General features: G+C 70.8%; 18 protein-coding genes and 8 pseudogenes. 16 read left to right on the forward strand and 10 right to left on the reverse strand.

The window, feature by feature from the left end; all coding sequences use genetic code 11:
• Positions 1-302 precede the first annotated feature (302 nt).
• Both ABT342_RS35235 and ABT342_RS35240 read right to left on the reverse strand, forming a co-directional pair.
• Positions 303-1020, reverse strand: a pseudogene (locus ABT342_RS35235) (ABC transporter ATP-binding protein).
• Complete coding sequence (locus ABT342_RS35240; protein WP_351582760.1) at positions 1017-1796, reverse strand: ABC transporter permease; 780 nt, start codon at positions 1794-1796, stop codon at positions 1017-1019. Before ABT342_RS35240 ends, ABT342_RS35235 begins: the two are co-directional and overlap by 4 nt.
• Positions 1797-1981: 185 nt before the next feature.
• Here ABT342_RS35240 and ABT342_RS35245 point away from each other — a divergent pair.
• The 4 genes and pseudogenes from ABT342_RS35245 to ABT342_RS35260 all read left to right on the forward strand — a co-directional run.
• Positions 1982-2431, forward strand: a pseudogene (locus ABT342_RS35245) (helix-turn-helix domain-containing protein); the annotation flags it as partial.
• Complete coding sequence (locus ABT342_RS35250) at positions 2317-2916, forward strand: rhodanese-like domain-containing protein (RefSeq protein ID WP_502965671.1); 600 nt, start codon at positions 2317-2319, stop codon at positions 2914-2916. The pseudogene ABT342_RS35245 and the gene ABT342_RS35250, both read left to right, overlap by 115 nt.
• Before the next feature lie 414 nt (positions 2917-3330).
• A complete protein-coding gene (locus tag ABT342_RS35255; RefSeq protein WP_351582762.1) occupies positions 3331-4734 on the forward strand; it encodes a sulfatase family protein in 1404 nt (467 codons plus the stop codon).
• 105 nt (positions 4735-4839) lie between these two features.
• Positions 4840-5739 (forward strand): formylglycine-generating enzyme family protein, encoded by a 900-nt coding sequence (locus tag ABT342_RS35260; RefSeq protein WP_351582764.1) that lies wholly within the window; start codon positions 4840-4842, stop codon positions 5737-5739.
• Positions 5740-5812: 73 nt separating this feature from the next.
• Here ABT342_RS35260 and ABT342_RS35265 read toward each other — a convergent pair whose 3' ends face one another.
• Positions 5813-6202, reverse strand: coding sequence for an NPCBM/NEW2 domain-containing protein (locus ABT342_RS35265; protein ID WP_351582783.1), 390 nt, complete (start codon positions 6200-6202; stop codon positions 5813-5815).
• A gap of 277 nt (positions 6203-6479) precedes the next feature.
• Positions 6480-8354, reverse strand: a pseudogene (locus tag ABT342_RS35270) (arylsulfatase); the annotation flags it as partial.
• Between the two features lie 447 nt (positions 8355-8801).
• Between ABT342_RS35270 and ABT342_RS35275 the strand changes: the two are divergent.
• A complete protein-coding gene (locus ABT342_RS35275) occupies positions 8802-9023 on the forward strand; it encodes a hypothetical protein (protein ID WP_502965670.1) in 222 nt (73 codons plus the stop codon).
• Between the two features lie 12 nt (positions 9024-9035).
• Positions 9036-10529, forward strand: a complete 1494-nt coding sequence (locus ABT342_RS35280) for a SulP family inorganic anion transporter (protein WP_351582765.1) — start codon at positions 9036-9038, stop codon at positions 10527-10529.
• Positions 10530-10604: 75 nt separating this feature from the next.
• Here ABT342_RS35280 and ABT342_RS35285 read toward each other — a convergent pair.
• A pseudogene (locus ABT342_RS35285) lies at positions 10605-10862 on the reverse strand (3-oxoacyl-ACP synthase); the annotation flags it as partial.
• Positions 10863-11080: 218 nt separating this feature from the next.
• Positions 11081-11743: a TetR/AcrR family transcriptional regulator gene (locus ABT342_RS35290; RefSeq protein WP_351582785.1), complete on the reverse strand. Its 663-nt coding sequence runs from the start codon at positions 11741-11743 to the stop codon at positions 11081-11083.
• Positions 11744-11810: 67 nt separating this feature from the next.
• Between ABT342_RS35290 and ABT342_RS35295 the strand changes: the two genes are divergently transcribed.
• The 6 genes and pseudogenes from ABT342_RS35295 to ABT342_RS38345 form a co-directional block, all read left to right on the forward strand.
• Complete coding sequence (locus ABT342_RS35295; RefSeq protein ID WP_351582766.1) at positions 11811-12242, forward strand: hypothetical protein; 432 nt, start codon at positions 11811-11813, stop codon at positions 12240-12242.
• Positions 12243-12398: 156 nt separating this feature from the next.
• Positions 12399-13742, forward strand: coding sequence for a (5-formylfuran-3-yl)methyl phosphate synthase (locus ABT342_RS35300; RefSeq protein WP_351582768.1), 1344 nt, complete (start codon positions 12399-12401; stop codon positions 13740-13742).
• Between the two features lie 171 nt (positions 13743-13913).
• Complete coding sequence (locus tag ABT342_RS35305) at positions 13914-14720, forward strand: hypothetical protein (protein ID WP_351582770.1); 807 nt, start codon at positions 13914-13916, stop codon at positions 14718-14720.
• 322 nt (positions 14721-15042) lie between these two features.
• A complete protein-coding gene (locus ABT342_RS35310) occupies positions 15043-15570 on the forward strand; it encodes a hypothetical protein (protein WP_351582771.1) in 528 nt (175 codons plus the stop codon).
• A gap of 595 nt (positions 15571-16165) precedes the next feature.
• A pseudogene (locus tag ABT342_RS35315) lies at positions 16166-16279 on the forward strand (gamma-glutamyl-gamma-aminobutyrate hydrolase family protein); the annotation flags it as partial.
• 26 nt (positions 16280-16305) lie between these two features.
• A pseudogene (locus ABT342_RS38345) lies at positions 16306-16380 on the forward strand (gamma-glutamyl-gamma-aminobutyrate hydrolase family protein); the annotation flags it as partial.
• Between the two features lie 174 nt (positions 16381-16554).
• On the opposite strand, the pseudogene ABT342_RS35320 reads toward ABT342_RS38345, so the two are convergent.
• Positions 16555-16824 (reverse strand): annotated as a pseudogene (locus ABT342_RS35320) (NUDIX domain-containing protein); the annotation flags it as partial.
• Entirely contained in the window at positions 16808-17254 is a 447-nt protein-coding gene (locus ABT342_RS35325) for an NUDIX hydrolase (protein WP_351582773.1), read from the reverse strand. The gene ABT342_RS35325 and the pseudogene ABT342_RS35320, both read right to left, overlap by 17 nt.
• Positions 17255-17323: 69 nt before the next feature.
• On the opposite strand from ABT342_RS35325, the pseudogene ABT342_RS35330 reads away from it, so the two are divergent.
• The 3 genes and pseudogenes from ABT342_RS35330 to ABT342_RS35345 form a co-directional block, all read left to right on the forward strand.
• Positions 17324-17497 (forward strand): annotated as a pseudogene (locus tag ABT342_RS35330) (RCC1 domain-containing protein); the annotation flags it as partial.
• Positions 17498-17719, forward strand: coding sequence for a hypothetical protein (locus ABT342_RS35335; protein ID WP_351582787.1), 222 nt, complete (start codon positions 17498-17500; stop codon positions 17717-17719).
• Positions 17720-18607: 888 nt separating this feature from the next.
• Complete coding sequence (locus ABT342_RS35345) at positions 18608-19966, forward strand: outer membrane protein assembly factor BamB family protein (protein WP_351582775.1); 1359 nt, start codon at positions 18608-18610, stop codon at positions 19964-19966.
• Positions 19967-20584: 618 nt separating this feature from the next.
• Here ABT342_RS35345 and ABT342_RS35350 read toward each other — a convergent pair.
• Together ABT342_RS35350 and sigJ are read right to left on the reverse strand one after the other, a co-directional pair.
• Positions 20585-21007 (reverse strand): AAA family ATPase, encoded by a 423-nt coding sequence (locus tag ABT342_RS35350; RefSeq protein WP_351582776.1) that lies wholly within the window; start codon positions 21005-21007, stop codon positions 20585-20587.
• A 281-nt stretch (positions 21008-21288) separates the two neighbouring features.
• Complete coding sequence (gene sigJ, locus ABT342_RS35355) at positions 21289-22233, reverse strand: RNA polymerase sigma factor SigJ (protein WP_351582777.1); 945 nt, start codon at positions 22231-22233, stop codon at positions 21289-21291.
• A gap of 197 nt (positions 22234-22430) precedes the next feature.
• On the opposite strand from sigJ, the gene ABT342_RS35360 reads away from it, so the two are divergent.
• Positions 22431-24737, forward strand: a complete 2307-nt coding sequence (locus ABT342_RS35360) for an MMPL family transporter (RefSeq protein WP_351582779.1) — start codon at positions 22431-22433, stop codon at positions 24735-24737.
• Positions 24738-24745: the final 8 nt, after the last annotated feature.

The following is a 24745-nucleotide window of genomic DNA, read 5'->3' on the forward strand; positions in this document are numbered from 1 at the left end:
TCGAGATCACGGCGCCGCCAAGCCCTGTCGCGCTCGCCTGACCCGCTCACAGCGAGTCACCGCAAGGGGTTGACAACTCCATTGGGAATCCTTTCGGGGACGGGGAGGGAGACAGGGCAGGGTCGGAGACGGGGCAAGGGAGGGAGACAGGGCAGGGTCGGAGACGGGGCAAGGGAGGGAGGCAGAGCAGGGTCGGAGACGGGGCAAGGGAGGGAGACAGGGCAGGGTCGGAGACGGGGCAAGGGAGGGAGGCAGAGCAGGGGAGAGGGACGGAGACAGAGCAGGGAGAGAGTCGAACGCCTTCAGCCGGAGCCGAGGTGACGTGCGATCAGTGAGCGCAGGTCCGGGTCGGGAGGTCCGTCCGGCACGGCGTGGTCGGCCAGTACCCGCCCGGGAGTCCCGCCGAGGACGACGACCCGCTCGGCCAGGGCCAGCGCCTCGTCGATGTCGTGCGTGACGAACACGACGGTGGTGCCGCGGCGCTGCCACAGCTCCCGCAGCAGCGTCTGCATCCGGGTCCGGGTCAGTGCGTCCAGCGCTCCGAACGGCTCGTCCATCAGCAGCACTTCGGGTTCGGCGGCCAGTGCGCGGGCCAGCGCCACGCGTTGCTGCATACCGCCGGACAGCTGCGCCGGGTACTTCTCGGCCCCGTCCGCGAGCCCCACCTCGGCCAGCGCCGTGAGCGCTCGCCGACGGCGCTCCGGACGCGGCAGGCCGAGCCGCTTGAGGGCGAATTCGACGTTGCCGCGGGCGGTGCGCCAGGGGAAGAGCGCGTAGTGCTGGAAGACCACACCCCGCTCCGGGCCCGGCCCGCGCACCGGCGCGGAACCCGCCGTCACCCGCCCGGCGGTGGGCCGTACGAACCCCGCCACCATGTTGAGAACCGTGGACTTGCCGCACCCGCTGGGGCCCCAGCAGCGCCGTGAACGAGCCCGCCGGGAACGCCAGATCGGTGCGCTCCAGAACCGGGGCGGCCCCGTAGTGGACCGACAGCCCCTCCAGCCGTACCTCCAGGCTCATGAGGCGCTCCAGTGCACGAACCGGCGGCCGATCGCGGCCAGGACGAGGTCGACGGCCACGCCGAGCAGCCCGAGCACGAGCAGCCCCGCGAACATCCGGTCCACGCGCAGGAACTGGCCGTCCACCTGGAGCCGGTACGCCAGACCGCTGTCCGCGCCGCCCAGTTCCGCCGCCACCAGGGCGAGCAGCGCCACCGAAGCCCCGTACCGCAGCGCCGCGAGCAGCGCGGGCGCGGCGGCGGGCAGCAGCACCTCGGTGAACCGCCGGTGCAGCGAAGCACCCAGCGACCGGGCCGCCCGCAGGTGGGACACCGGTACCCGGGACACCCCGTCGTGTACGTACAGCCAGACGGCCAGCAGTACGGCGTACGCGATGAGCAGGCGCTTGGCGGTCTCCCCGATGCCGAACCAGGCGGTTGCGAGCGGAACCAGCGCGATGGCCGGGATCGGGCGCAGGAAGGAGATCACCGGGGTGACGGCGGCCGACAGCTTCGGCAGATAGCCGGTGGCGAAGCCCAGCGCGCTGCCGACGAGGGCGCCCAGCGCGAAACCCTGCCCGGCGCGGGCGAGGCTGGCGCCGAGATCAGCCGCCAGGATGCCGCTGCGGGCACTGTCCGCGAGGGCGGCCAGGGTCCCGGCGGGCGTGGGCAGGAGCCCTGGAGCCACCGCGCCGGACAAGGCGAGCAGGTACCAGAGAGCGAGCACGGCACCTGCCGCGCCCAGGGCCGGGCCGAGCCGGCTGAGGGCCCGGCCGGGCGGTGCGGGGGTGGCGTGCACGGGGCGGCTCCTCGTTCGATTCCTCGGTCGTCGATAAGTGAGGTCAATAATTGACCACGCTTATGAAGGAGTTGTTGCAGCAGTGCGAAACCTCACCGGGGCCTCCGACCCCTGATCGGTGATGGGGTACGTTCACCTGCGTGTCTCGACCCGAACCCACGCCCGAGGCGATCGAGGTCGGACGGGTGATCCGGAGCTGCCGCACACAGCGCGGGGTCTCCATGGCCGTCCTCGCCACACGCTCAGGCCTCTCCCAGCCCTTCCTCAGCCAGCTCGAACGCGGACTCGCCACCCCCAGCCTCAGCTCGATCTACCGGATCGCGGAAGCGCTGGACGTCACCCCGGGCACCTTCCTCCGGCCGCCCGCGCGACCGGGCGCGGTCAGCCACGAGAGCGACCCGCAGGTGATCCGCGTGAACGAGGCCGCGGGGCAGATCGCCCAGGTACTCATCCCCGGCGGGCGCAGCTCGCTGATGGAGGCTTACGAGCACCACTTCGAGCCCGGCCGGGGCGAGCGCGGCTGGTTCGAGCACCCCGGCGAGGACTTCCTCTACGTCCTGGAGGGCGAGATCGTCCTCGAGGTCGAGGGCGAGGAACCGCTGACCCTGCGCGCCGGCCAGAGCGCCCACCACCGGGGCGAAGTCCCGCACCGCTGCCGCCTGACGGGCCCCGCCGCCGCCCGCACTCTGCTGGTCATCGCGAACTCCGGCAGGCCGCCGGGCGGGGGCCGCTTCTCCTGGTGTGCGCCTCGGGCGCCCGCTCGGACGCCGCCGCCGGGACCCTGGCCTCCCACGGCATCCCCGCGTCGAGTCTGACCGGCGGCACCACGGCCTGGGCTGCCGAGGGTCACGGGCTTCAGTACCCGGACGGCCGGCCGCGGGCCGTGTGGGCCATGGAGCGCCAGGTCCGCTTCACCGCCGGCGGCATCGTGCTGCTGGGCCTGCTCCTGGGCCTGTTCGTCCATCCGGCGTTCCAGCTGCTGTCCGCCGGGATCGCGGCCGGTCTGGTGTTCTCCGCCCTCACCAACACCTGCGGCATGGCGGTCGTACTCGGCAAACTGCCGTTCAACCAGCGAGGGCGGGAGCCCTTGGACACCGCGCTGGAGACGCTGCGGGGCTGACCCCGCCGCCCCGAGCCGGCGACGGGGGCCTGCCGGCCCATCCATGCGACGGCGTGACGGGCAGCCGACCGCGGAGCCCGCGGCACGCTCGACGGCGCGGTCGCCATGGGACATCACGTCGGGCCCCCATTTCATCTGCCGTACATGGAACCGAGGTTCCGGTTCGCCTACTGTCGTGGCCATGGCAGCAGGAATCCTCACTGCGCGCCGTCACGTCGACCACGGGCGCGCGGCAAGCGCCCTGTGTATGGTCGCCCCGGCGCGCTGAACGCGCCCTTCTTCCCCGCGGGATCCCCACCCGGTGCCCTCGCCCGGTGCCCGCCGCTCTCCCTCTTCCCGCATCGCAGCCGACGGCCCGGAGCCGCTCGTCTGCCGTGCCCCCGTACGCCGACGCACCCGGGAGGAACGGACAACATGAGCGAGAACAGACGAACCCCGGTGACCCGCCGCGGCTTCCTCGGCGGAGCCGCCGCCGTGGCCGCGGCCACGGCCGTACCCGGCCTCGCACAGGTCGCCGGGGCCGGCCCCGCCGCTGCCGCCGGCCGCCCGAACATCCTGCTGATCGTCACCGACGACCAGCCCAAGCACACCGAATGGGCCCTGTCCAAGACCGTCGGCTGGCTCGCCGACCAGGGTGTGCGGTTCACCAACGGCCACGTCACCACGCCGCTGTGCTCCCCCTCGCGCGCCAGCGTGTTCTCCGGCCGGCACGCCCACAACCACGGTGTGCGCAACAACAAGGCCTCGTACTCGCTCGACCAGAGCACCACCGTGCAGAGGTACCTCAAGCAGGCGGGCTACCGCACCAGTCTGTTCGGCAAGTACCTCAACTCCTGGACCCTGGCGGAGAACCCGCCGCACTTCGAGGACTTCGCCCTTCTCCAGCCCGGATTCGTCGACGCCCAGTGGAACGTCAACGGCAACGTCCAGACGATCAACGGCTACACCACCACCATCATCAAGAACCGCACGCTGAACTTCCTCGACAAGGCCGCCACCGACACCCGGCCCTGGTTCGCGTACGTCACCCCGTACGCCTCCCACGGCCCGCGCACCCCCGAGGCGAAGTACGCCGACACCACCGTCCCCGCGTGGAACGGCCGGCCCTCCGTCCCCGAGGATGACCGCAGCGACAAGCCGGGCTACATCAAGAACGCCACCGGTACCGTCGCCGACGCCCGGCAGATCCGCGCCGAGCAGCTGCGCACGCTGCTCTCCGTCGACGACGCGGTGCAGGCCTTCAAGGACAAGCTCCAGGCCCTGGGCCAGCTGGACAACACCCTGGTGATCTATATCGCCGACAACGGCTTCAGTTGGGGCGACCACGGCTGGACCGCCAAGTCGGTGCCCTACCGGCAGGCCCACGAAGTGCCGTTCTACCTCTCCTGGCCGGCCGGCGGCCGTGGCGCGGGGACCGTGGACAACCGCATCGTCGCGAACATCGACATCGCGCCGACCATCCTCGACGCGGCGGGCATCACCCCGAGCGCCGCGCAGGACGGCAGGTCCCTGCTCTCCTCCCACAGCCGTGACCACCTGCTGGTGGAGTGGTGGAAGCAGGGCACCGGCACCGGCGGGGCACCGACCTGGGCCTCGTACGTGGCCAAGGACAAGCAGTACACGGAGTACTACGACCTGACGACCGACGGGAACGGCACGGTGTCCGGCACCGGCCAGGTGAAGTTCCGCGAGTACTACGACCTGACGAACGACCCGCACCAGCTGACCAACAAGCTGTACCAGGCCACCCCGGCCCAGGAACTGGCCCTCGGCATCCCCGCCCTGGCCGCCCAGCTCGCAGCCGACCGCACGGGCTGACCGCACACGCTGACCGCACGGGCTGACCCGCACCACAGAACCGCCGGCCGGGTACCCGTCCTCAAGGACCGGTGCCCGGCCACCAGCCGCCCTCAAGGAGCCGCCATGCCCGGATGCTGCACCCCCGGCAACGCCCACGCCCCCACGCTCACCCTCACGGAGCAGTCCGTCACGGCGCCGCCCTCCCGGGTGGCCCGGCAGCTGCTCGCCCTGCCCGGCGGCCGCTTCCTCATGGGCACCGACGACCCGGAGGGCTTCCCCGCGGACGCCGAGGGGCCGGTCCGCGAGGTGGCTGTAGAGCCCTTCCGTATCGCGGCCACGAGCGTGACCAACGCGCAGTTCGCCACCTTCGTCAAATCCACCGGCCACATCACCGAGGCGGAGCGCTTCGGCTTCTCCTTCACCTTCGGGGCCTTCCTCGCCGACCCGGTCGCCGACGTCTCGCCGCCCGTGGAAGCCGTCCCCTGGTGGCGGGCGGTGGAAGGAGCCGGCTGGCGCCACCCCGAAGGGCCGGGCTCACACGTCACCGACCGCCAGAACCACCCCGTCGTCCACGTGTCCTGGCACGACGCCCTGGCCTACTGCGCCTGGTCCGGTACCCGCCTGCCCACCGAGGCCGAGTGGGAGTACGCCGCCCGCGGCGGCCTGGAGCAGCGCCGCTACCCGTGGGGCGACGAGCTCACGCCCGACGGCCGCCACATGTGCAACATCTGGCAGGGCGATTTCCCCACCCGCAACACCGCCGCCGACGGACACGTGGGCACCGCTCCCGTGAAGTCCTTCCGCCCCAACGGCTTCGGGCTCTACAACACGGTCGGCAACGTCTGGGAGTGGTGCGCGGACCGGTTCACCCCCGGCGAGGAGACCTCACGGGCGATGCGCGGCGGCTCGTACCTGTGCCACGACTCCTACTGCAACCGCTGCCGGGTGGCCGCCCGCAGCTCCAACACACCCGACAGTTCGACCGGCAACATCGGGTTCCGGGTGGCCGCCGACGCCGCATAGCACCTTCGGCCCGCTCTGCGAGAGGCCGTTTCGGATTGCTCCGAAACGGCCTCTCGCATGTCGGCGCGGAACGTCAGCCCACGGTGACGTGGGCCAGGGCCCAGGACGTGTGGTCGAAGGACGTGCGGTTGTTGGCGTCCTCGACGACCAGCCGCAGGACGCGGACTCCGCGTACGTCCAGGTCGACCTGGACGGGGCCGGTGGCCGCCGTGAGCGTGGGGGTCGTCAGCAACAGGCGGTCGTCGCCGTAGACCTTGGCGCGGGTGGCGCCGACGGCGCTCTGCCGGGCGGAGAAGTCGTCGATGCCGACCAGGGAGGTGAACCGGACGGCGGCACCGCCGAGGTGGTAGGCGAGGTCGCTGGGAGCGTGGACGCCCAGGCCCTTGGGGTACGTCGTGCCGCCGAAGGAGATCAGCGGGCCGTCGCCGGCCGCGTTCTTGCCGTTGGAGCTGTCGCGCTCCACCGGCCCCCAGCCGTTGGTGGCGCTGATCCAGGTGAGGTCCGAGAGGTAGGAGCTGCGGGTGGGGGCAGGGGGCGGGGTCGGGACCGTGCCCGTCGCCGGATAGCGGACCCGACCTGCCGGGGTGAGGGCGCTGCCCTCCGCAGTGAGCGCCCACGTGGTCGCGGGGGCGGCGTTCGCGGGCGGGGTGACCCGCCAGGAGGCAGTGAGCCGGCCGCCGGGGGGCGAGCTGGTCCGTGGCAACCGGGGAGGTGGCGGTCACGGTCCAGCCGTCGGGGGCGCGCAGGGCGAGTGCGGCCGAGGTCCAGGGGCGGGCGGAACCGTTGTCCAGAGTGGCGGTCACGGTGAACGCCCTGCCGGGGACGGCGAGGCCGGGCAGCGTCAGGCGGGTGCCGAACGGGACGCGCGGACGGCTGTCCTTCCAGGAGGAGCGCATCAGCGCCACCAGTTCCGTGGCCCTGGCCGGGTGTTTGTCGGCGACGTCGCGGGTCTCGCCGAGGTCGGTGGCCAGGTCGTACAGCTCCACCTGCCACTTGTCGTCGGGGAGGTCGTGGTCCCGCTCGGGGGCGAAGCGCACGGCCTTCCAGTTGTCCCGGCGGACCGCCTCGGCCAGCCAGGTGGCGCGCTTGTCGTCCTGGGCGTTGGCCCGGCTGGTCACGCCCCACTCGTCCCGGAACCAGTACAGGTGCCCGTGGCGCGCCGAGTGGGCGCTGCCCGCGAGCAGGGGAGCGGCGGACAGCCCGTCCACATCGGTGGGGGAGGGGGCGCCGCCGAGCTCGGCCAGGGTGGGGAGCACGTCGGTCAGCGGGGTGGGGCGGTCGCTCGTGCCCTGCCGGACCCGGCCGGGGCCCCAGGCGATGAGGGGGACGCGTACGCCGCCTTCGTAGAGGTTGCGCTTGTAGCCGCGCAGCGGGCCGTTCGCGTCGAACAGGTCGGGGTTGACGCCGCCCTCCTCGTGGGGACCGTTGTCGCTGGTGACGAGGACGATGGTGTCCTGCTCCAGGCCGAGGTCCCGGAGCCGGTCGACCACCTTGCCGACGAGCGAGTCGAAGTAGGTGACCTGGGCCGCGTGCCCCTTGTTCGCGGCCGTCCAGCTCCGGTCGGCGTAGGCGCTGGAGTCGGGGATGTCGCTGGGGGCGTGCGGGACGTTCGGGGTGAGCAGCAGGAGGAACGGTTCGGAGGCGTGGGCGCCGATGAACTCCAGGGCGCGTTGCTCCAGGAGGTCCGGGGCGTACACGGCCTTCGTGCCGCCGGCGTTGGCGGGGATGGGCTCCTTGGCGTCGTTGTGCCAGAGGTACGTGGGGTAGTACTGGTGGGCGTGGCTGTGGTCGATGTAGCCGTAGAACTCCTCGAAGCCGCGGGCGGCCGGGTGGCTTTCCTGGCCGGCGGCCTCCGGTCCGAAACCCCATTTGCCGATCAGCGCGGTGCGGTAGCCGCGGGCCCGGAGCACCTCGGCGAAGGTGGTGTCGTCGGCGGTGAGTGAACCCTGGCCGCCGGAGGAGGGGTTGGCGCGGACCGTGGAGTGGCCGGTGTGCAGGCCGGTCAGCAGGGAGCAGCGGGACGGGGCGCAGACGGCCGCGGTGGAGTAGGCGTCGGTGAAGCGGAGTCCCTCGGCGGCGAGCCGGTCCAGGCGGGCGGTGCTGATCAACTTCTGGCCGTAGGCGCCGAGCTCGCCGTAGCCGAGGTCGTCGGCGAGGACGACGACGAAGTTCGGCGGCCGGGTGCTCGACGAGCCCTCCACGGCGTCCGGGCCCGCCGCGGAGGACGTCGCCTGCGCCGGGCCCGCGGTGGTGGCGGTGAGGGTGGCCAGACCGAGGGTGGCGGTCGAACCGGCGAGGAAGGTGCGGCGGCTGGACATGGGGGACTGCTCCTCGGATGCGGATGCGGATGCGGATGCGGGCGTTCTGACGATCATGGGTGGGGGAACAGCACCAGGACCATGCACACGGCATGAAGAACGTGTGACGGCCGACGCGGCCGTTCGCGTCGACTTCCGGCTGATCCCATGAGAAAACCCTTCGGACGGCACGAGTGTTGAGGGGGGATGTTCACAGGCGCGTATTACTCTCCATTGACCCGCTCTTGAACTCGCTTTGGTGAATTCCGATGGCGGCGTGACCGGAGGGAGGCAGTGCTCACGATGCCGACCGTCCATGCGTCCGCGGTGACGCGCGCTCTCCCGGTGTTCGTCCTCCTCCTCGCCTTCGCCCTCGTTTGCGGCGCATGTACCCCGTCGGCACCGATCGGGTCCGGGGCCGCGCCCCAGCAACTCCGCGTCCAGCAGCTCGGGGCCACCGCGGCGTACGAGATCGGCCAGCCCGAGGAAGGCGAACTCGACACCCCGAGAGGCTCCGCCCTCCACCGCGACCGGCGCCGTGCCGCCACCGCTCCGGCCGGTCCCCCCGGCCCGCCGGCGGTTGCCGTCCGCACGGCGCCGCCCACGTACCCTCCGGCCGGGCGACCGGGGAGCCCGGACACCCGGCAAAGACCCGTCGCCCTCGATTCCTCCGCGCTCCAGGTGTTCCTGTGCTGACAGGCGGTACGTCCCCACGCCGACCTGTCAGTCCGACGCGCCCCCACAGCGCGCCAGGAGGAATCATTCATGCAGCCCCTCGTCGACAACGCCCGCCGGCCCGGAAATCGCCCTGAGGAGTCCGACCCGCTCACCCCGGGCCACCGGTTCCCGGCCGTTCTGTTCCTCACCCGCCCCGACTCCGGGGGCGTACCCGCCCGCGTCACCGGAGTCCGAACCGGTCAGCTCTTCGAGCCGCGCACGGCGGGCGGCGAACACAGCCCGCGGACCGTCACCTTCGAGACCTGGTGAGGGGGGATCCGTATGCCGTTTCGCCCTTCCCACCTCCGGCAGGACTTCGCCGCCTCGCTCGTCGTCTTCCTCGTCGCGCTCCCGCTCTGCATCGGCGTGGCCCTCGCCTCCGGCGTGCCCGCCGAACTCGGCCTGATCACCGGCATCGTCGGCGGTCTCGTCACCGGCGTGATGCGCGGCAGCAGCCTCCAGGTCTCAGGACCCGCCGCCGGTCTCACCGTGCTCGTCCTCGAAACGGTCCGGGTCTTCGGCCTGCCCGTCCTCGGGGTGATCGTGCTGCTCGCCGGTCTCCTCCAGGTCGTCATGGGCGCTCTCGGGTGGGGGCGTTGGTTCCGCGCCATCTCCCTCTCCGTCGTCGAGGGGATGCTCGCCGGTATCGGCCTCGTCATCATCGCCGGCCAGCTCTACGCCGCGACGGGCGCTTCGGTTCCCGACTCAGGGTTCGCCAAACTCACCGGCCTGCCGGGTGCCCTGGCCGAGGGCATCGGCAGCGGCGCGGCCCTCGTCTCCCTCGCCGTCGCCGCCGGCACCGTCCTCCTCATCGTGGCCTGGCGCCGGCTGCCCCGCCGGGCGCGGGCGGTCCCCGGCGCGCTGGTGGCGGTACTGCTGGCCGCCCTGGTGACCGCGCTGTGCGACCTGCCGGTGGAGACCGTGCGGGTAAGCGGTGTGCTGGAAGCCGTCCGCCTGCCCGGTGCCGACGCCGTCGCCTCCCTCGCCGACCCGGTCCTGCTCGGGACGATTCTCGCCTTCGCCCTGATCCCCTCCGCCGAGTCGCTGTTCAGCGCGGCGGCCGTCGACCGGCTGCACTCCGGTCCGCGTACGGACTACGACAAGGAGCTCGTCGCCCAGGGAACCGGCAACGCCCTGTGCGGGCTGCTCGGCGCCCTCCCGCTGACCGCGGTCATCGTGCGCAGCTCGGCCAACGTCGAGGCGGGCGCCCGGACGAAGGCGTCCAGGGTGCTCCACGGGGTGTGGTTGCTGCTCTTCGCGGCTCTGCTGCCCGGCGTCCTCGCGTACGTCCCCCTCGCGGCCCTCGCCGGGGTCCTCGTACACGCCGGCTGGAAACTGATTCCGTTCAGGGGCGTGGTGACCCTCTGGCGCGCCCACCGCGGCGAGGCGCTCATCCTCGTCGTGACAGCGGTGGCGATCGTCGGGGTCGGCATGCTCGAAGGGGTGGTGATCGGCCTCGTCCTGTCCGTGGCGAAGGCCGCATGGGAGGCCTCGCACCTGCGGGTCGAACGCAGCGACGACGGACGTGGCGCGGTACGGGTGCGCCTGCTGGGGACGGTCACCTTCCTGAGGCTGCCGCAGATACTCGACAGCCTCGAGGTCCTGCCCCGGGACCGCCGGGTCGTCCTCGACCTCTCCGGGGTCCACCACCTCGACCACGCCTGTCGCGCCGCGCTGGAAGCGTGGGCCGACCGGCACAGCGCGGCGGGCTCGCCGGCGGTCCGTTTCGACTCCGGACCGGACCGGACCGCCGGCCGGACACCGCCGGCCCGGTGAGCGCCCCGGCCGGCCCAGGCTTCCAGCGCGGCGCGGCAGCGGCTTCGATGCGTCGGCGGCCTGCTGGTGGCCGCGTCAGCCGGGCCTGGTCAGAGTGACGACGACATTGTGGCCGCCGAACCCGAAGGAGTGGCTGAGGGCAGCGCGTACCTGCTGGCGGCGGGGCTGCTTCGTGACGCAGTCGATGTCGAATTCCGGTGCCGTTGCCTGGATGTTGGCGGTCGGCGGAACCAGTCCGTGCTGGAGCGTGAGGACGGTCAGTGCCGCTTCGATCGCTCCCGCCGCGCCGAGGGCGTGGCCGAGTGTGCCCTTCGGCGCGGTGACGCCGAGCCGACGGGCCACGATGTGGGCGGTCGCCACGGCTGCCTCGTCGAACCGGGCTTCATCGACACCCTCATCGTCTCCGGTGCGCTCGCCGCCTTCCCGCCGCACTCCCGGTACGCCGACAGCCACGCGGCAACCCGCCGTCTCATCACCGCCTCTCGGCCTCCCGGTCCGGAGATGGTCGCGCGTACGCTACGGCGCGCCCTGGCCGCCCGGGATCTGACGTGTCACTCCACGACACCATCAGGCCCCGGCCGCGCGAGCTTCACCGCGGCGTCCGCGTCCTGATCGAGGAGGGTCGCGCTGGATGCCAGGGCGCAGGCGGTGTCGGCGAAGTACTGCTCGTCGGCACCTTCGGCGAGGCCGAGGAGGACACCCTGCGTGAGACCGACGAACAGTGCCCTGAGCGCGGTCACCAGACGCTGCGCCTGATGCGACGTCACGATGTTCCCGTTGTGCGATCTGCCGGTGAACAGCGCGATCAGCCGGCTCTCCTGCGCCCGAACGGACGTCGCGAGCTGAGAACCGAGCTCGCTGTCGTGCAGCGCCATGTCCAGCAGGGTGATCTGCAGTGACAGGGCGGACAGTGCGTCAGGGGCGTCAGAGCTGCGCCGGTAGTACCGGGCAAAGGCTTCGACCGCTTCCAGAAGGTCCATCTCGGCGGGCATCGCCCGCTCGATCTCCTCGTAGTGCGGCCGCAGGTGGTCGGTGACCAGGGCGGCCACCAGGCCGCCCTTGCTGCCGAACAGTGAGTAGACGGCGCCGGTCGTCAGGCCGGCCCGCTCGGCGATCTCGTCGAGCTTGGCGCGGTACCCGTCCCGGGAGACAACCTGGAAGGCGGCATCCAGCAAGGCCCGGCGGTTGCGTTCCTTGGTCTCCGCTCTCGTCATTCTCATAATTCCATTATTACAGTAACCAGATTACGGTAGTGGGACGGACCCCAGGGGAGGAACGCTCATGACGCAGACCCAAGTTGTTACTCCGTCAGCGACGCGCCGGTTGGCGGGGATCGTCGCCGACGGTGTCTTCAAGATGTTGCTCGGTGCCGCCTGCATCATCGGCGCAGCCCGGTTCGGCGATCTGCTGGGCGTGGCCGCCTGGCTGATGGTCGTCTCCGGCGTCGCCCTGCTGATCGGCGGCGGGATCGAGATCAGGTACGTGCGCAGCCGCCCGATCCGTACCTACATACGGCTCATGGTCGCCTATGACAGCGGATGGGTGCTGACGGCGCTCGCCGGTCTCCTGGTGGCATGGCGGGGCGGCAGCGCCGGGGGTGAGGTGTGGATCGGGTACCAGACGGCCGCTTCCCTCGCGCTCGCCGCACTGCTGATGGCTGCCGCCCCCGTGCAGTCAGTCGCAGACACCCGCGCACAGGACTCCGCACGTTGACACCGAACTTCTGGTGCTTGGCGCGGCGATCCCTCTTGGCGACACGGCAGTGGCGCCACACGGTCACCCCCAGAGAAATCCGAGTAGGCGGGCGTACGTCGGACCCACCCGATTCGAGTGATCCCGGAAGAACCCGTGGTCTGACAGCCTCGGGGCATGACGATCAACGACTTAGGGGACGTGCGCCCCGACCGGCGCCTGCTGGTGAGCGTGTTCGACGCGCGGGAGGCTCGCGAGGCGGTGGCGGGGGGCGCGCGCATCATCGACAGCGAGGACCCGCGCAGCGCCCTGGGCACCATCAAACCCCGGCACATCAGGGCGGTCGCCGACGCCGTGGCATCCTGCCACCGGCCGCTGCCGGTCCGGCTGAGCACCAACATCGGCGAGGACCAACTGCTGTACCGCCGGACTTCCGACGGGCAGGCCCTTCGGAAGTCCCGCTACGAGACGGCCGGCAAGTCCGCCCAGGCGGCGTGCGGCGTGGCCATGGCGATGGGTACGCACGTCAGCGACACGAACATCGTCAAGGTGGGCCTGGACGGGATGCGCCCGGACGAGACACGCGAGGTGTTGCAGGAGATCGTCGCCACCCTGCGCGAGTCCGGCTCGTACACGACCACGCGGGTCATGGCGGTGTTCTTCGCCCAGGACCTCGACCTGTGGGAGGCGCGCAGGAGCCTGGAACCGGTACGTCGCGAACTCCTCGCCCTCGGCGAGTACCACCCCGCACTGCCCGACGCCTCCGACGTCCCCGACGACTCCGACGCCTTCGACCTCGCCGACCACGCCGACGCCCTGGCCACCGAGGCCGGGCAGCCCCTGTTCGCGTCCGGCGACCACCCCGGTCCGGACGTGCTGGTCAAGGCCGGCGCCCTGCCCGACGGCGTACGCACCACCCGCGTCGTGCTCAACGACCTCTTCCGGCACGGCGATCACGGCTGGACCACCGCGCGCCGCACCGACCGCGAAGCCGTCGTCCGCATGGTCGACACGGCTGCCGCGGCAGGCGCCCATGGGATCATGCTGGACACGAGCATCCTGCTGAAGGCCGCCCGGGTGTCCCTCGTATCCACCGCGGACAGCGAGCTGGTCGACACCAACGCCGCCGACCTCTCCCGCCACGGCCTGCCCCGCGTCGGCCTGCTCGGCCTCGAGGAACTGCGCTTCTTCACCGACTACGCGCACCACCGCGGCCTGGAAGCCAACCTCGCCGGATCCGTCCAGAGCCACCAGGCCCAGCAGCTCTGGCATCACCTCCCCGACCTGGACCAGCTGTCCGCCCGCGGCTCCGTCGCCGCACCCGACCGCGATCCGCTCACCGGGACCCGGATCGCCGCGGGACGCCACCAGCGGGTCGTCAGCCGTCACCTGGTCGTGGGCTGCGTACCTCCCGAACACGGCGGCGCGTTCGTCCTGCCCCCCGGTCTGCCGGAGCGGGACGGCGAGCTCCTCACGGCCCTGGGCAAGAGGTACCCGGACACACCCCTCCGGCGCAGGTGACGTCGCGGTGTCGTCAGACGCGGGCGCGGGGCAGCCGCGCAGGTTTGTTCCGTGCCCTGACAGGCGCAAACGCCGTTGAACCCCGAAGCCGGCACCCGCCCCGCATGCGGGCAGTGGCACGGACGTTGGCGAGAAAGAGGGCGTGGCTTCATGGATGGGCCGGGACGACCCGTGCTGAACGATCCGGTGGCGGTGGGCGCCGCCGCCGAAGCACTCGGCCAGGGTGTGGCGGTCGCCCACGGATTCGGGAACTTCTACGCCCTCACCGCTCGGCCCGAGCCGGACGTGGTGGCCGCGGTCAACCGGCTCAAGGGCCGACCGGCGGGGCAGGTCGGCAGCGTGACCGCCGTCCCGGAGCGGATCGTGGAGGTCTTCGACCTCGCGCGCCTGCCCGCCGAGATACCGGAGGCCCGGATCCGGTCGCTGATGGAGGAGCTGTTCGCGCTGGGCCCGTTCGGCCTGCGCGGGCCGGCCGCCGATCACATGCCCGCCCACCTGACCGCCGTACAGGACGGAGCCCGCACGGTGCAGGTCATCGCCCCCGGCCACCGCTGCCCCTCCAACGTCTTCCTCGCCGCCGCCCACCGTTCGGCAGGCTCCCCGTACCTGTTCATCACCTCCATCAACCGCTCCCGGCACACCACCGGATCCGACGCCGAGCCCGCCCACTGGCAGGCCGTGGGCATCAGGGCCGACTTCGCGGGCCCGATCGCCGACGGGCGGCTGTACGTTCTGGAACACGGCGACGAGGCGGCAGCCCTGGCCGTCCACCCCGAGCACACACCGATGTCCACCACCGTGCTCTCGTTCCACCACGTCCCCGGCAGCGACACCGTCGGGCGCCCTCTGCTCACCCTCGAACGCCACGGCTCCCTTTCTGCCGTACGCACCGGCCGGATCGCGGCACGGCACGGCTTCGCCGTCACGATCGGCCCCGGTGCTCGCGACCGACTGACCGTACGGAACTACCAGCTCTGACGGTGATGGCCCCGTTTCGCAGCTCGCAGTCGGCGACAAGGACGACACCGCTCGCCAGGGACACCCGGTCCAGCCAGTAGACCTGTACCAGGTCGGAGATCGCTTGCCGGAGCACGGGCCGGAATCGGCCTTTCGTCTGTGCACCGGTCCGGCCGCGGACCGTTGACAGGCATGGCGGGTAACAGCGCGGTCGCCGGGTGAGGGCCACGTGTGGGGCCCGGTAAGTGGGAACTTCCCGGGCCCTTCGCGCGTTGCGGTGGGCGACCTGATCATTGATGTGTGACACGACGACGGCGCCGTCGTCGGGAGAAGTGAGCAACCCATGGCCATGGTGGGCGTTTTCTGGATCGCTGAGAGCGACGTGTACGTGGGTGCGAAGCCGTCCGGTCAGGCTCCGGGGATACGCCTGACCCCTGAAGGCGTGCTGGCCCTCGGCGAGGGACAGTCCCGCCTCTACCTGTGGGAGGACGTACAAGCCCTGACGATGGTCGACGTCCCCGTGAAATCCCTGAAGCGGCAGATCGGCGCGGTCACGGAGCTGGCTCTTGACACGGTGGTGAACCTGGCTATGCCCGGGGGCCCGGGCCCGGCGGGCGGCATCCCGGCGATGATGACGGTACGCGTGGAAACCCGCGACGGAGAGCACGAATTGACGTGCTACGCGGCTGCGGCCGTTGGTTACTCCCCGGCAGAGGCCGACCTCTCCCGAACACTCCTGTCCCGCTTCACCGACGGCGCCGCGACGATGGCCACCACGCTTGCGGCGATGTCGGAGTGGGGCCGCGCTTGGGAGGGAGGGTCTCCTCGCGGGGCGCAGCGTGAGGAACTGTTGCGGCGGTGGGTGGGCTAGCGCCCTCCGGCCACGAGCGGAGCCGGACGGCGACGACTGCGGCGGCGGTGCCGCGTGAGACGCATCCGCGCTCGCCGTACCCTGACAGAGACGTTCGACGGCGCCCTCGCCATGTCCTACGGCTGCGACACCGACGACGTGTTCGGCGACATGCTGAATGATCTCCGGGCCGGTCAGGTCGACGCTCCCGTGGACGACGTCGCCGTTTTCGTGCCTCCGGGGGACCACCCGGACTGTGAGCTTGCCTTCACCGTACGCACCGGCAACCGTTGGGGTATCGGTGTCGCCAAGTACCGCCCCGAGGTTCTGACGGCACTGGACGGCGCCCTCGGCCGGATCACCGGCGACGGCCGGACGGCCGCGGCATGGGCCGAGTGGATTTACGGCGCTGGAGTATCCCCTCGGCGGAGAGGCGAAGGAATGTGCACGCGCCCCCTGTTGCCGTGGTCGGCCGCTGCGCCGCGTCCGTGGCTGGTCCGAGGTTCAGCGGCACCATCGCGACCGAGGCCATGTGCGAGGCCGCCTTCGCGGTCGGAGGCGAGCCGCTCGTGATGCACGCTGGGGCAAGGCACCGGCAGTCCGACCTGCCGCAGGCGTGTTGCTGCCGGGCGGCTCCGATGTCAATCCCGCCCGCTACGGCCAGGATCCGCGCCCCGGTACCGAGCCGGATCACGATGAGCCGGACGAGCTCGACCTCGAGATGGCCAAGGCCGCGAGCGCCCTCGGCATCCGGCGTTGGCGGTGTGCCGCGGGATGCGGGTGCTCAACCTTGCCTGCGGCGGAAACCTCACGCAGCATCTCGCCGGCGGTCCGAGCGTCTCGACACGATCCACGAAGCCACGGTCGAGCCGGGTTCGCGGCAGGCGACCGAGATGGGGACCGGCGCCTTCGAGGTCTCCTCCTACGCGACGGCAGCATCGTCATGTACGGGAACTTCTCGGGCCGCACCCAGGCGAGCATCACGCCCTCGGTCAGCCGAAGTTGGGTCGGGTCGCCGTTCCAGCGGCCGGTGAAGAGCTGGATCGGCACGCGCGTGCCGTCGGTGCCGGTGACGTGCTCGACGGCGTACGGTTGAAGGTCGGCGACGGTGAGGCAAGCCTCGTCGTACAGCTCGCGGCGGACCGTGTCGAGCAGGGTGCGGTCCTGCGGCTCACGGCCGCCGCCGAGGAATGACCAGCATCCCGGTTCCCAGATCCACGGTTTGTTGGCGTCCCTCAGATGCAGCAGGTACCGGCCCTTACCGTCGTGGATGATCGCCGAGACGTTCGCCTTGCACGATCGCGCCGTCGAGACCGGAGGCGGTGAGCTTGGCCCGCAGCGTCGGGGAGGAGACCTCGTCGAAGGGCAGCCAGACCGCGTCCGTGACCTCCTCGGCTTGCAGGCGGAGCTCGGGCGCGTCGTCGGCGAGGTGGAAGGCGAAGTGGAAGTCGTAGTCCCGGTGGGCCGGTTCGCGCTTCACGGGGCGGGCTTCGACGGCGTGCATGTCGATGTCGATCGGCCCGTCCCGGCGCTCGGGTGTCAGGACGAGGGCGGAGGCCGGGATCCCGGCTTCCTCCTCGACCTCCCGCAGGGCCGCGGCGAGCAGTGTGGTGTCGGTGGCTTCGACGTGCCCGCCGGGGGCGAGCAACAGGCCGGTCGCCTTGTGCCGGATGTGGAGGACCCGCTGGTCCTGGTCGATGACCACCGCGCTGCTCCTGGAGGGAAAGGGGTCAGGAACCGTTGGAGGCCGGGTGCAGGACGACCTCGCGCTGCGGTGTGGCGCCGGGCGGCACCGCGGCTCCGTCCAGAGCCTGAACAAGGTCAAGGACATCGCGACTTCCACCACGCGGTCGCCCTGCGCGAGGACGGCACGGTCTGGACCTGGGGAAGGAACGGGAGCGGTCAGCTCGGCGACGGCTCCACAGCCGACCGGAACACCCCCAGGCGCGTGGCTGGTCTCCAGGACATCGTGGCTGTGGCGGCGGGCGCCCTCCACACCCTCGCCCTGACCGCCGACGGCAGCGTGGCCGGCTGGGGCGCCAACGCCATCGGTCAGCTCGGCGACGGCAGCACGAACACTCCCGCGTCGACGACCACCGCCTTGCCGTCCGGCAGCGGAATCACCCACGTGTCGGCGACGGTCACGGGTAAGTCCGGCTTCGCCTACTGACGCACTCCGCGCGGCCCGGAAAGGCCCGTGCGCGACGTCCCCCACGGCGGTCGTGCACGGGCCCGTTCCGGCAACGAACGAACCGCGCGCGGGTGCGTCACGCCGAGCGATCGCCGCAGGCTCATTTGCCGGCCGCCTTCAGCCGGCGGTAGCCGCCACGGCACTGACTGCGGCGCGGCAACCGTCCACCAGCCGACCGGCTTCCTCGTACGTCAGCACGGCGTTGAGTGACAGCCCGCACCATGGAACGCCGTCGCACCGTGGCCGGACGGCGGAAGGCCGAGCCGTGGACCCCGTGCCGCCCCGGCAGCGGCGCCGCTCCTGCCCGGGACCTGTCCGGGATGTTCGCAGGCGACCGCGACCTACTGGTCGCGATCCGCCCGGCCGCCTGCGTCCTTGGGACAGGCCGGTCGGCATCCCGCACCGTGCCGGCGAGGAGCGAGACGGTCGCAGCGGGGATTCCGGGGTGCCTGCTGATCTTGTTCCTGACGACCTGGGGGAGCGGGTGGCCCCGCTTCTGCCGCCTGCTCCCGAACGTCGCCGCCGCTACCCCGGGCGGCTGCGCGTTCCGGACCGAGTGGCACTCGCCGGTGTCCGGCCTGCTGCCGCGGACCGTGTCCGAGTGCCGGCCCACCGGTCGGTGTCCTCCGGCCAGGACGTCATCGGCCGGCACGCTGCGCAGCTGGTCGGCTCACCATCCCGGGGCCATCCGTTCACCGACAGACGCTGAACCTGAGGCAGCCCCCGCGCCGCATCCACGCCGGAACCGGCCACCGCGCCCGTGGTCGGCATGCGGGCGCGCAGGCACCCCGGGCAGGGGCGGGTCGTGATCGAAGTAAGGTGGCCCGTTGCACGTGATCACTCAAGAGGGAAGACGGGGCAAGGAAGTTGAATCGCATACGTACGACGGTGGCGCTCGGTCTGGTGCTGTCCGCAGGCCTCGTGACCGGGTGCTCCGGAGGGGCGGACCCCGATGCCAAGGCCGGCGGCGGGGAGACGGGGAAGGTCGCGGAGTCCGCGCCCGCGGTGCCGAAGGGCCCGGTATACCAGGGCAAGCCGATGGCCGGGCTGGCCGCGCAGCCGGCCTGGAGCCTGACGAACGGTGAGGCGGGGAGCTGCGCGAGCAAGGCGTCCGAGAAGGAAACGTCGCAGAGCGACGTCTGCACGGTCGGGGACGCCGTCATCGTCACCGGCTACAGCGGGGAGGCGGACAAGCGCATGTACACCGCCCGGCTCCTCGACGCCAAGAGTGGCCAGGAGCGCAAGAAGTTCGAGTTGCCGGATCCGGAGATCCAGGGGTCCACGTCCACCCCGACGAATGCCGTCGTGCAGGTGGGCGAGTGGACGGACGGTTCGCCGGCCCTGCTGGTCCGCCAGCGCGTCGAAACCCCGGCGGACGGCCTGAAGAAGGCGTCCATCAAGTCCGAGCTGACCATGTACGCGCCGTCCGGCGAGAAGCTGGGGAGCTCCTCCTTCGACGGGGACACCCACATGTCCACGCCGCTCCGGCACGGTTACCTCGTGGACACCAGCTCCGGCGGCGACGAGTACATCCCGATCGGTGACGGGGAGACCCTGACCACCGAGGCCTCGGGCACCGATCTCAAGGAGGTGGTCGGCTCCGGTCTCGGCTACTCCTCGCATGGGGACATCTCCTTCCAGCCCTCCGCCGAGTGGCTGATCGCCACGGACATCCGCACGGGCAAGGAGGTGTGGAACACCAAGGACCTCGCCCCGCCGGCCGCCATCGCCAAGCTGGTCACCTCGGACAAGGCGACCAGCGCGCGGCTGATGCCGTTCCAGGGTGACAAGGGCCTCCTCGAATGGTCCCTGTACGGGGACTCCGAGGCGGTCATGACGCTGATCGACCTCAAGAGCGGCCGCCGGCTCTCCGAGGGCCCGGCCATCGGCATCACCGTCACCATCGACGACGACGGCCGCGCCATCTCCCCGGACGGCAAGACCGCCGTGGTGCAGTACGGCGGGGGAGCGGTCGCCTGGAACACCGAGACCGGCAAGGAGCTGTGGCGCCAGGCCGAGGACGAGGTGGACATCACGCCGAAAGCCCTCCCGGGCAATGGCGTGCTCTACGCGTACGTGGACGGCACGGGAGGAGCCGCGCTCGACGCCCGCGACAAGAAGCTGCTGACCTCCGGGATCGAGGAGATACCGCAGTTCACGGCGAACGGGTACGCCGTCGTCCGCAGCAGCGAGGGCCTCTTCGTCTTCGCCACCCAGCCCGTCTGACGGGCGCCCGCCCCCGGCTCAGGGGGTCCGGCGGCCCCCGGTACGGCGGGTCGCTGCCGAGTTGGACGCGGTGGTTCGCGGCCTGTGCGAAGAAGCCGGCCGCGAACCCGGTGCCGGCCGGCAGCAGGGGGCGGAGACCGGCCTGGGGGACCAGTCGGCCGCGGTGGTGAGCAGAACTTGAAACCGCTCGTCCCCAAGCTGCGTCCCGGGCCAAGAACCTTCTCCCGCAGAGGAATGAGTGACCACGACGCACGTCTCTTTCGGCAAGCTCCGGTGGACGTCGCCCCAGGGCTCCACATCGGATCCACCGGCGCCTCACCGTCGTTGCCGATCACCAGCCGTGCCGCAGGGTTTTGGTCCGTGACTGGTCCGGAAGCGCTGGTCAGAAGCGGGACAGCGGTGGGAGGGACTGGGAGTTGCAACGTCATCCGGGCCCTGCTCCGAGTGGGTCGAGCTGAAGGCGTATGACGGGTGAAAGCCCAGTTCAGGCGCCTTCTTTCGGGCCTCTAGAAGAATCCCAGCTTCTTCGGCGAGTACGACACCAGCAAGTTCTTCGTCTGCTGGTGGTACAGCAACTGCACCCATGCTGACCTGGGAAAACGGTACTTCGCAAGGCTCTCAGGTGGGGCCCATCTGGGAGATGAGGAGGTCGCAACCGTCCAGGACGGGCAGCACCTCCTGGAAGGCGACGGCCGCGACCAGCGCCTCGGGTGTCCCGACCGCTTCCCCGCCCAGCATCCGGGAGATCCGGCTCCATGCCTCCGCGCTGCTGCCGATGTCCGACAGGTCCACGACGACCACGCCCTCGCTGAAGGCAGGTGCCACGAGGGCCGCCGCCTCACGGGCCAGTCTGCTCTTGCCGACTCCGGCGGGGCCGGTCAGGGTGAGCAGCCGCACGCTCTCGTCGGTCAGTGTCTTGGCGACGGCCGCCAGCTCGGCCTCGCGGCCGAAGCTGCGGTTCTCGGTAAGAAGCGGAATCCTTCCCCGTTGCAGGGTCGGGAGATTTCCGACGGAATGGAGTAACTGGGTCGTAGTGAACACCGTCTGCATTGATTCCCCCCAGGAAGTACCCCCGGTCACCGGGAGTATTCGAGTGCGGGGCATAGCCAAACCCTGCGCCACGCCCATCAGGCGTGTCGCGGCTCAGCCCCCGTGTGTGCGGGGGAGCGGCGTTCCATGCAGTTGCTTGTGATCCGTGCAGCCCCCCTGCGCTCCTTGCAAGACTCAAAGGGCCGACTGGCGATCGCAAGGGTCGAGGCCACTACCTGCCTATTTTTCTGAACTTGTTGACTCTTGGGGTGGTGACAGCGCATGGGAGGCGTCTACGGCCCATCCGGCTGCGTCGGCAGGATGATGGAGTCCAATTTATCGGGATTGATGACGTTGTAGATGGTCTGCACACGTCCGTCCGACGGTCGGAGCTCGAGAGCGACGACCCCCCACGGCCGGTTCTGTCCGGACAGCAGGACGGCCGGGGCGCCGTTCACTTCCAGGTACTGGTGGGTCAGACCGGCCGGCAGGCGGGGACCCGTGGCAGCGGCGAGGCGTACGAACTTGTCACGGCCCACGATGACGCGCAGGGCTGTGCGCAGCTTGCCTCCGCCGTCGCTCCACAGCTGCACGTCCGGGGCGAGGATCTCCATCAGCGTTCCGACGTCGGCACCCAGGGCCGCATCCATGAACCGCTCGGTGGCGTCCCGTACGACCTTGGATTCGAACCGGTACCGGGGCCGGCGCCCTTGGACGCGCTTGCGGGCGCGGTGGGCGAGCTGTCGTACGGCGTCGCCCGTACGGTCGAGGATGGTGGCGATCTCGATGTAGTCGTAGCCGAAGGCCTCCCGCAGCACGAAGACCGCGCGCTCCAGCGGCGACAGCGTCTCCAGGACCACCATCATGGCCAGCGACACCGACTCCCCCCGTAGGGCGCTGTCCTCCGTCTGCCCTTCCGTGACGACCGGCTCGGGGAGCCAGGTCCCCACGTACTTCTCTCGCCTTGCCTGTGACTCGCGCAGGCTGCGCAATGCGCGGTTGACCGCGATCCGCACCAAGTAGGCGCGCGGGTTGACGATGTCGCCCCGACTGACTGATGCCCAGGACAGCCACGTGTCCTGCAGTACGTCCTCGGTGTCCGCGACCGTTCCCAGCATGTTGTAGACGAGGCTGAAGAGCAGATCCCGATGTGCGTCGAATGTGGCGGTCGCGGGGTCGTCGAGAGCTCTGAGAGGGTTGCGCTCCAGGGCCGCTGAAGTCGAATCAGTGCTGTTCATCGCGGGGTTTCATCATCTCAATCGATTCTCGGCACAGATGCGACCACACCTCGGGGATAGGACCGGCCCCGGGCGGCGAGTGTGACCCGCGTCTCATTCGCGGCCTCGATGTCACAGCCTGCGGGGCCTCTGTCTCCTAAGTGTGTCCCGCCCCAGGCAGGGCCGGACGATCACACGATATGAGGAGATGGTCAGGCATGTTGGGAAGACTGGCAGGGTTCATCTGGCGACGGAGCAGGCTGATGCTCGTGGCCGCGGCGCTGCTTGCCGTCGTCGGCGGAGCGTTGAGCTCCACGCTGTTCGACAAATTGACCGCCGGAGGGCTCAACGACCCCGGGGCGGAGTCGGGGCAGGCGGCAGCGATCCTGGATCGCGCCGGAGAAGGGCCGCCCAACCTGGTGTTCCTGGTCACCACCCCCCAGGGCGTGGATGACAGCGCGGCCGTCCAGGCGGGCACGGAGCTGGACAGGAAGCTGGCCGCGGAGCCTGGCGTGAAGAGCGTCGCCTCTTACTGGTCCTCCGACCGCTCCCCCCAGATGCGGAGCAAGGACGGACAGAAGGCCTTGGTCGTGGCGACCGTCGCGGGCGACGAGACCGCGGTCTGGAAGAGGGTTGACGAACTGCTGCCGAAGTACGAGGGCAACCGCGACGGCCTGGACGTCGTCGCGGGCGGGTACGCCATGTTCCAGAAGGAGACGGCCAAGCAGAGCCAGGACGACGCCACCAAGGGGGAGATGATCGCCTTCCCGGTGACCCTGGTGATCCTGGTCCTCATCTTCGGCAGCATCGTGTCGGCCTCACTGCCCCTCATCGTGGCGTTCTTCTCGATGCTGGTCGGCATGGGGATCATGTGGGTCGTGGCGAGCGTGACCGATCTTTCGGTCTTCGCCATGAGCGTGGTGACTCTGCTGGGGCTGGGTCTCGCCATCGACTACTGCCTGCTGATGGTCAACCGCTACCGCGAGGAACTGCGCGCGGACAAGTCCCCGGAAGAGGCCCTGCGGACCACCATGGAGACCGCCGGGCGCACCGTGTCGTTCTCCGCCATCACGGTGGCAGTGGTCCTGGCCGGCCTGCTCTTGTTCCCGCTTCAGGCGCTGAAGTCACTGGCGTACGGCGGAATCATCACCGCGCTGATGTCGGCGGTCGCCGCGGTCACCGTGCTGCCCGCGCTCTTCGTCGTACTCGGCCACCGCATCGAGAAGGGCCGCGTGCTGCGCAAGCGCCGGCCCGAACCGGCTGCGGGCAGCGAGGGCGAGAACGGGTTCTGGCACCGTCTTGCGGTCTTCGTGATGCGCCGCCCGGTTCCGGTGGCGACGGCGGCGACGGTCATCCTGCTCTTCCTGGGCTCCCCGGTGCTCGGTATGAAGCTGGGCATGGCCGACGAACGCAGCATGCCGAAGGACTCCCAGTCCCGGCAGGTCGCCACGTCGATCCGGGAAGGCTTCGGCTCCGCCGAGGCCAACGCCCTCCAGGTCGTCGTGGAGACGACCCCGGGGGACAAGGCCGCCATCGAGTCGTACGCCGCTCAGCTCTCCAGCCTCCCCCACGCCGGCCGGGTGGACACCTCGACGGGCAGCTACTCCGAGGGCAAGCAGATGTCGCCCGCGACGCCGCAGCACGACCGGTTCACGATCGGCGACGGCACCTACTTCTCGGTCGTCCCCTGCACGGGCGAGCTGGACGACAGCACTGAACTGGTGCACGAAGTACGTGCTCTCCAGGCGCCGTTCGAGACCCTGGTCGGCGGCACCGCCGCGGTCAACGAGGACACCACCCAGTCACTCACCGACCGACTGCCCTACGCGCTGGGCGCGATCGGCATCGCCATGGTGATCCTGCTGTTCCTGCTCACGGGGAGCGTGCTGTTGCCCTTCCTCGCGCTGCTCCTCAGCGGGCTGAGCCTCACCGCCACCTTCGGTGCCCTGGTGTGGATCTTCCAGGACGGTCACCTCTCCTCGCTGTTCGGTGACTTCACCGTCACCGGGACCATCACCTCGATGGTTCCGGTGATGCTCTTCGCCCTGGCCTTCGGACTCGCCATGGACTACCAGGTGTTCATGCTCGCCCGGATCAGGGAGGAGTACGAGCGCACCGGCTCCGGCACCGCCGCGGTGGCGATGGGACTCGAGCGCGTCGGGCGCATGGTCACTGCTGCCGCGGTCCTGATCTCGATCATCTTCCTGGCCTTCCTCGTCTCCGACGTCACCTACGTCAAGGCCTACGGCGTCGGACTGCCCCTGGCCGTTCTGATGGACGCGACGATCATCCGCGGCGCCCTGCTGCCGGCGGCGATGAGGCTCGGCGGGCGTGCGATGTGGTGGGCTCCCGAGCCGCTGCGCCGCCTGCACGCGCGCTTCGGCATCAAGGAGTCCGCGGAGCCCACTCCACCGGTCGTGGCTCACCAGAACGAGCGGAAGGATTCCCAATGGAGTTGTCAACCCCTTGCGGTGACTCGCTGTGAGCGGGTCAGGCGAGCGCGACAGGGCTTGGCGGCGCCGTGATCTCGAAG

It is taken from the genome of Streptomyces sp. NPDC000410, from assembly GCF_040300305.1.
Taxonomy (GTDB): Bacteria; Actinomycetota; Actinomycetes; order Streptomycetales; family Streptomycetaceae; genus Streptomyces.

Coding starts and splice junctions, on each gene's coding strand:
- ABT342_RS35255 (WP_351582762.1), top strand. CDS start 3,331: ATGAGCGAGAACAGACGAACCCCGGTGACCCGCCGCGGCTTCCTCGGC.
- ABT342_RS35260 (WP_351582764.1), top strand. CDS start 4,840: ATGCCCGGATGCTGCACCCCCGGCAACGCCCACGCCCCCACGCTCACC.
- ABT342_RS35275 (WP_502965670.1), top strand. CDS start 8,802: ATGCAGCCCCTCGTCGACAACGCCCGCCGGCCCGGAAATCGCCCTGAG.
- ABT342_RS35280 (WP_351582765.1), top strand. CDS start 9,036: ATGCCGTTTCGCCCTTCCCACCTCCGGCAGGACTTCGCCGCCTCGCTC.
- ABT342_RS35290 (WP_351582785.1), bottom strand. CDS start 11,743: ATGACGAGAGCGGAGACCAAGGAACGCAACCGCCGGGCCTTGCTGGAT.
- ABT342_RS35295 (WP_351582766.1), top strand. CDS start 11,811: ATGACGCAGACCCAAGTTGTTACTCCGTCAGCGACGCGCCGGTTGGCG.
- ABT342_RS35300 (WP_351582768.1), top strand. CDS start 12,399: ATGACGATCAACGACTTAGGGGACGTGCGCCCCGACCGGCGCCTGCTG.
- ABT342_RS35310 (WP_351582771.1), top strand. CDS start 15,043: ATGGCCATGGTGGGCGTTTTCTGGATCGCTGAGAGCGACGTGTACGTG.
- sigJ (WP_351582777.1), bottom strand. CDS start 22,233: ATGAACAGCACTGATTCGACTTCAGCGGCCCTGGAGCGCAACCCTCTC.
- ABT342_RS35360 (WP_351582779.1), top strand. CDS start 22,431: ATGTTGGGAAGACTGGCAGGGTTCATCTGGCGACGGAGCAGGCTGATG.